The organism is uncultured Kiloniella sp., from assembly GCF_937128705.1.
GTDB lineage: Bacteria > Pseudomonadota > Alphaproteobacteria > Kiloniellales > Kiloniellaceae > Kiloniella.
Genome location: NZ_CAKZMP010000138.1, coordinates 20,495 through 27,164 on the forward strand (window position 1 = coordinate 20,495; position 6,670 = coordinate 27,164).

6 protein-coding genes are annotated in these 6,670 nt (G+C 45.4%); 2 read left to right on the plus strand and 4 right to left on the minus strand.

Going from position 1 to position 6,670, the window contains the following annotated elements; translation table 11 throughout:
- Positions 1–55: 55 nt before the first annotated feature.
- From Q0241_RS07710 to Q0241_RS07725, 4 genes are all read right to left on the minus strand, one after another.
- Complete coding sequence (locus Q0241_RS07710) at positions 56–1,153, minus strand: polyamine ABC transporter substrate-binding protein (RefSeq protein ID WP_299375593.1); 1,098 nt, start codon at positions 1,151–1,153, stop codon at positions 56–58.
- A gap of 88 nt (positions 1,154–1,241) precedes the next feature.
- The gene (locus tag Q0241_RS07715; protein WP_299375595.1) at positions 1,242–2,615 is read right to left on the minus strand and encodes an aspartate aminotransferase family protein; all 1,374 of its coding nucleotides are present in this window, start codon (positions 2,613–2,615) and stop codon (positions 1,242–1,244) included.
- Between the two features lie 44 nt (positions 2,616–2,659).
- Positions 2,660–4,006, minus strand: a complete 1,347-nt coding sequence (locus tag Q0241_RS07720) for a glutamine synthetase family protein (RefSeq protein ID WP_299375597.1) — start codon at positions 4,004–4,006, stop codon at positions 2,660–2,662.
- A gap of 65 nt (positions 4,007–4,071) precedes the next feature.
- On the minus strand, positions 4,072–4,827 hold the full coding sequence (locus Q0241_RS07725) for a gamma-glutamyl-gamma-aminobutyrate hydrolase family protein (RefSeq protein WP_299375599.1): 756 nt from the start codon (positions 4,825–4,827) through the stop codon (positions 4,072–4,074).
- Positions 4,828–5,114: 287 nt separating this feature from the next.
- On the opposite strand from Q0241_RS07725, the gene Q0241_RS07730 reads away from it, so the two are divergent.
- On the plus strand, positions 5,115–6,500 hold the full coding sequence (locus tag Q0241_RS07730; protein WP_299375601.1) for a glutamine synthetase family protein: 1,386 nt from the start codon (positions 5,115–5,117) through the stop codon (positions 6,498–6,500).
- 2 nt (positions 6,501–6,502) lie between these two features.
- Positions 6,503–6,670: FAD-dependent oxidoreductase (locus tag Q0241_RS07735; RefSeq protein ID WP_299375603.1), on the plus strand; the 168-nt coding region annotated here is incomplete at its 3' end.

Consider the following 6,670-nt stretch of genomic DNA (forward strand, 5'->3'; position numbering starts at 1 on the left):
ATACTCTACATAAAAAAGCATCGTCTCTAAATTGAGACGATGCTTTTATCTGGATTTAGCTGCCGCTTTTGACCTTGGTCCACAAGCGAGTTATCACACGCTGTGTTTTGGGATCATAAGGCATAATTGTGTAGAGCCGCTCCATCGTTCCTGAATCAGGATAGATCGCCGGATCGCCAATGACATCCTCTGCCAATAGCTTTTGGGATGCAAGATTACCATTTGCATAATAGACGTAGTTAGAAGCTTTAGCCATCACGTCATCACGCATGATATAATTAATAAACTTGTGTGCATTATCAGCGTTTGATGCATCGGCAGGTACGGCCATCTGGTCGAACCACATCAAAGCGCCTTCTTTCGGAATAGCGTAGTCAACGGTAACACCGTTATCTGCCTCAGCAGCACGATCACGGGCCTGTAGAATATCACCTGACCAACCAACTGTCAGACAGATATCACCATTGGCAAGGGTTGATATATATTCAGAAGAATGGAATTTCCGCACAAAGGGACGAATTGACATCAATAGATCTTCCGCGGCCTTCAAGTCACCCTTGTCACGGCTATCCGGATTTTTTCCCAGATAATTCAAAGCCGCGGGTATCAATTCTGTTGGAGCATCCAGTAAATACACGCCACAGTCTTTTAGCTTAGCCAATTTTTCTGGGTCAAAAACAACATCCCAACTATCAATACGCTCAACGCCAAGGCGTTCTTTGATCATATCGACATTATAGCCGATACCTGTGGTGCCCCACATGTAGTTCACAGAATAAGCATTACCCGGATCATATTTGTCAACGCGCTCGCTCACGACATTCCAAAGATTGCCATTATTCGTCAATTTCGACTGATCAAGTTTCTGGAAAACACCAGCTTGAATTTGACGCGCCAAAAAAGTCCCCGTCGGAACAACCACATCGTAACCGGAACTACCGGCAAGAAGTTTTGTTTCAAGCACTTCATTAGAATCGAAAACATCATAAACCACTTTGATGCCGGTTTCGGCCTCAAATTCCGCAAGGATTTCTTCGTCTATATAGTCGGACCAGTTAAAGACATTAACCACTTCTTCCGCACTGGCTTGGGTACTTACTGCTAGACCTAATGCCAGAACACTGGTCAGCAAACTATTTCCAATTTTTTTCACGATGTAGCCTCCGTTGAGTAAATGTACCCGGTAAAGTTATGTGGATATCGGCCTCTTTTATGAGTGAGTTATCAATATCCACTCCCAGTTATAACTTTCCAAGATCTTTAGCTGTTAAATCAAGACAATATTTTACTTTTTCCAACAACTCGTCAATTTCCGCCTTTGTCATGACCAATGGCGGCGAAAGAACCATCCGGTCTCCACAGGCCCGCATTATCAGGCCGTTGTTAAAACAGTGATCACGGCAAATGTTACCGACTTCCGATCCGTTTTCAAAAAGCTCACGAGTCTCTTTGTTTTTTACCACCAACATACCAGCGACCATACCATAACCAACAACCTCACCAATCAGCGGGTGGTCTTCGAGTTCACGCAGGCGTTTTTGAAAATAGGGTCCGGTTTCATCCCGTACCCTGTCAACAATACCTTCCTCGCGCAGCAACCGAATATTTTCAAGCGCCACAGCACAGGCTGCAGGATGACCGGAATATGTATAGCCGTGATAAAACTCACCACTTTTTTCAATAAGACTATTGGCAACCCGATCCCCAACCATCACCGCAGAAATAGGTAGATAACCAGATGACATGCCCTTTGCCATAGACATAAGGTCGGGCTTGATCCCAAAGGTCTCGCTACCAAACCAGTTTCCGGTACGACCAAATCCACAGATCACTTCATCAGCAACCAAAAGGATGTCGTACTTTTCACAGATCCGTTGAATTTCAGGCCAATAGGTCTCTGGCGGAACAATCACCCCACCAGCACCCTGGATTGGCTCGCCGATAAAAGCAGCAACTTTTTCTGGGCCAACGTCCAGAATACGTTCTTCCAGTGCTTGCGCTGCTTTCAACCCAAATTCATCCGGTGTCAGATCGCCGCCATCTTTGTACCAGTATGGTTGCATTATATGCTCGATCCCCGGCATCATAAGACCGCTTTGCTCGTGCATAGGATCCATACCGCCAAGAGATGCACCAGCAACAGTACTTCCATGATAAGCATTATTTCGGCTGATGATCACGTTTCTTTCAGGCTGCCCTTCGACCTGCCAATAGCGACGAACAAGCCGAATAACAGTATCGACAGCTTCTGACCCGGAATTGGCAAAAAAGACCCTGTTAAGACCTTCGGGCGTAATTTCAGCCAAAACCTGTGACAGTTCTGTCGCAGGGGCATTCGTCGTCTGAAAGAAAGTATTGTAATAGGGAAGTTCCATCATTTGACGTTGCGCGGCATCGACCAGTTCTTTTCGGCCATAACCAATATTTACACACCAAAGCCCAGCCATCCCGTCAAGAACACGATTACCGTCGGAATCCCAAAGGTAAATACCGTCAGCTTTCGTAATAACACGGGTGCCTTTTTCGTTCAGGCTCTTGGTATCAGTAAAGGGGTGCAAATGGTGCGCCCGATCCAATTCCTGCCAATATTCAGTACTTTTATTTATATGGTTCATAACACCCTCTTAACTGCAGACCTTAAAAGTAAGATCACGAGCTTCTAAACATTAAGCAACAGATGTTCGCGTTCCCACGAACTAATTACTTGATGATAATTATTATATTCGACTTCTTTAGTTGCACAGTGGGCTTCGACAAAGCGATTACCCAGTACATCTTTGATCGGCTTGCAATCCATCAATTCTGTAATTGCATCGGATAAATACAGCGGTAAACCGCGCGGCAGAACATAAGCATTATCTTCGATTTTTGCGGCAGGCTTAAGTCCTTGTGTCATACCTAAGTACCCGCAAAGTAAACTTCCTGCGATTGCCAGATAAGGGTTAACATCGGATCCACACAAACGGTTCTCGACGCGCCTGCTCTGTGGGCTGGAATTTGGAACTCTGAACCCACAACTTCTATTATCAATTCCCCAATGAATATTAATCGGAGATTCATCATACCCAAACCGTCGATAAGAATTCACATTTGGCGCAAAGAATGGCATTGCCGCACTGGAATAGCGCTGTAGGCCAGCAATAAAGTTGCCAAACACTTCAGTTGCATTACCATCAGCATCACTAAAGATATTTTCGCCCGTTTTGACATCAACCACAGAATGGTGAATGTGCATTGAACTACCAGGTTCATCCTTCATCGGCTTAGCCATGAAAGTTGCATAGATATCATGAGACAAGGCAGTTTGACGAACTGTGCGCTTAAACAGGAAAACCTGATCAGCAAGAGACAGAGGATCACCATGCAAGAAATTAATCTCGATCTGTGCGGCACCGGCTTCATGGTTTAGGGTATCAATGTCCAACCCCATCGCTTCGCAATAATCGTAAACATCTTCGAACACAGGGTCGAATTCATTCACAGCATCAATACCGTAGCACTGGCGAGCAGTTTCAGGTCGACCATTTTTACCAATGGGTGGTACCAAGGGCATATCTGGATCGGTATTTTTTTGGACCAGATAAAATTCCAGCTCAGGCGCGATGATAGGCTCCCAACCTTTTTTCTCATAAAGTCCCAGCACAGTACGAAGGATTTGACGCGCATAGAGATCTACAGGTTTTCCATCTGGATAAATACAATCACAAATGACCTGGGCTGTTGGTTCTTTATACCAAGGAACAGGACGTATGGTGCTTGTATCAACTTCGAGAATCACATCGTGATCAGCAATATCAACCCAAGTATCTTCTTCGGGCCATTCGCCTGTTATGGTTTGCGTAAAAATACTTTCAGGAAGACGATGCCCGTTACTTCCAATTCCACGTAAGAATTTTTCAGTAGGCAGGATCTTACCGCGTGGCACGCCTGAAATATCAGGTATCATGCACTCAACCTCAGTAATTTTTCGTTCTTTGCACCACTGTTCTAATTCTTCAAACGTCATAAATCACCTGTTTTATTGGATATTGGCTTCCTATACCAAACCCTGTCCTACTCACCGCCTTCTTGTTAGCGTCTTCTGGCGCGCTCGCGGCAAGCATCTCCAAAAGCCTTGAAAATCTTATTGGAGAATTCATTATCACTGGCGTTCCATTCCGGGTGCCACTGCACAGCCAGCGCAAATGCAGAAGCCCCGGAAACACTGACGGCTTCGACCAGCCCATCTGGGGCGTAAGCTTCTATTGTCAGCCCCTCTCCTAAACGATCAATGCCTTGTGCGTGAACGGAATTAACTTTAACAACGGGATCACTATTTAACCCCGATAAAATTCCACCAGAAACCAATTCAATGTCATGAGCAAGAGCAAAGCGGTCTTCTATTGCACCCGTCATGTCAGCTCGATGATCCATTTTTTCTGGTTGGTCCTGAACTTTCTGAAAAAGCGTGCCGCCAAAAACCACATTAAGTTCCTGATACCCACGGCAGATCGCCAGCATTGGAATTCCTTTTTCCAAGACCTTCTTGATTAGTGGTAATGTCGTTGCATCCCGTGCCGGATCATGAAGTGTTCCTTCGTCACTTTGCTCACCAGCATAATGCTTGGGATCAACGTTCGAGGGACTTCCCGTAAAAAGAACACCATCCAGATGATCCAATAACGCATCGCTGTCCAACTTTTCCCCTAAGGCAGGAATCCCCAATGGAATTGCCTCAGAGACATTTGCGACAGCCTCTGAATAATATCGGCTCACACTATCGTATTCATTTCCATTCTTCGGCATACGACAGGTGGAAACACCCACAAAGGCCTTACCAATACTCATTTTTGAACTACCTTAACGCAAATGATGATCGTTATTCTGAACAGAATGATAGATATCATTTTCTAAAATGCATACAAAAAAATTTATATTTTTAAAGTATTTTTACTTAAACATAATTATTTATTATTAATTACAAATAATTATAGCATGATCAATATAACGAACACACTTTAACGTGAATCCTAAACCAACAAGAAAAGAGTTCTTTTTATTGGACATCTCTTGACAAATATAAGCTTCCGATGCGCATAATTGCCTAAAATGTGTTAGAACAGGCGACAAATAAAATGAACAGCACACCCGATCATTATTCTGAACAGGCGGACTTTCTAAAAGCTCACCCTGAAATTGGTTTGATTGAACTTCTTATCGCCGATGGCAATGGTATTTTACGTGGCAAGCGCATTACCAGGGATAAATTGGCATCCGTTTACAAAGAAGGAATTCTTTTACCGGGCTCCATTTTTTGCCTCGACACATCAGGGGCAAATGTAGAAGGCGCAGGGTTGGTCTGGGCGAATGGCGATGCTGATCGGGTTTGCCATGTTGTTCCTGGAACGCTTAAACCAGCCCCATGGCACAGAAAGGGTTTGGCGCAAGTTCTTCTGACCATGCACGAAGAAGATGGTTCCCCCTTCTTTGCTGATCCCCGTCATGTTTTAAAAGGCATCATTGATCGCTTTACAAAAATGGGGCTAAAGCCCGTGACAGCTGTCGAATTGGAATTCTACCTTATTGACAAAGACAGAACCATGGCGGGCTACCCGCAACCTCCGGTATCACCAATATCGGGGCTACGCCACGCACGACCAGCCGTTTACGGCATTGATGAACTTTATGATTTTGATGACTTTTTAGACGAAGTTGCCGCCACAGCGAAGGCGCAAGGCATCCCCGCCGATACAATGGTCGCGGAATATGCCCCAGGACAGTACGAAGTCAACCTGCACCATGTTGATGACCCTCTTCTGGCATGCGACCAAGCTGTTCTCCTTAAGCGCCTGATCAAACATGTTGCCCAACGTCATGGGATGGAAGCGACTTTCATGGCAAAGCCTTATACACAAGAATCTGGAAACGGCACCCACATCCATGTCAGCTTACTGGATGATGATGGAAAGAATATTTTTCAAGGTAAAGGCACGAAAGATGAAGAACGCCTGAGCGACGAAATAAAATGGGCAATGGGTGGCCTTTGCGCTTCCATGGCTGAATCAATGGCGCTTGTTGCCCCGAACGCAAATTCTTATCGGCGCTTTCAACTAGGATCTTATGCACCACACACACCGTGCTGGGGTATTAATAATAGAACGGTTGCCCTGCGCATTCCTGCGGGACATCCGGCTGCGACACGCATTGAACACAGGCTAGCAGGCGCAGACGCCAGCCCGCACCTTGTGATGTCTGCCGTTTTATCTGGCATCCTTCATGGGCTTGAAAATAAAATTGATCCCGGCCCGCGGATAACAGGTAACGCTTACGAAGAAAAAGAAGCGACCCTGCCAAACATCTGGCCCGATGCTATTGACGCCTTTGAGAAAGCCGAAATTTTGCCGAAATACATGGGCGAAGAATTCTGCAACGTCTTTTCTACTTGCCGAAAAACCGAACGAGAACGTTTTAACAGCCATATTTCCACAGTCGAATTTGATTGGTACCTAAGGAGCGTTTAGAAATGAACGATCAGGATTACACAAATTCGTATTATACGGCGAGTATAAACCCAAGCCGTGATCACCCCCCGATTACCGGGGAACACAGCTGTGATGTATGCGTCATCGGCGGCGGTATGACCGGCACATCAGCCGCACTTCACCTCGCTGAACGTGGTTATAAGGTTATC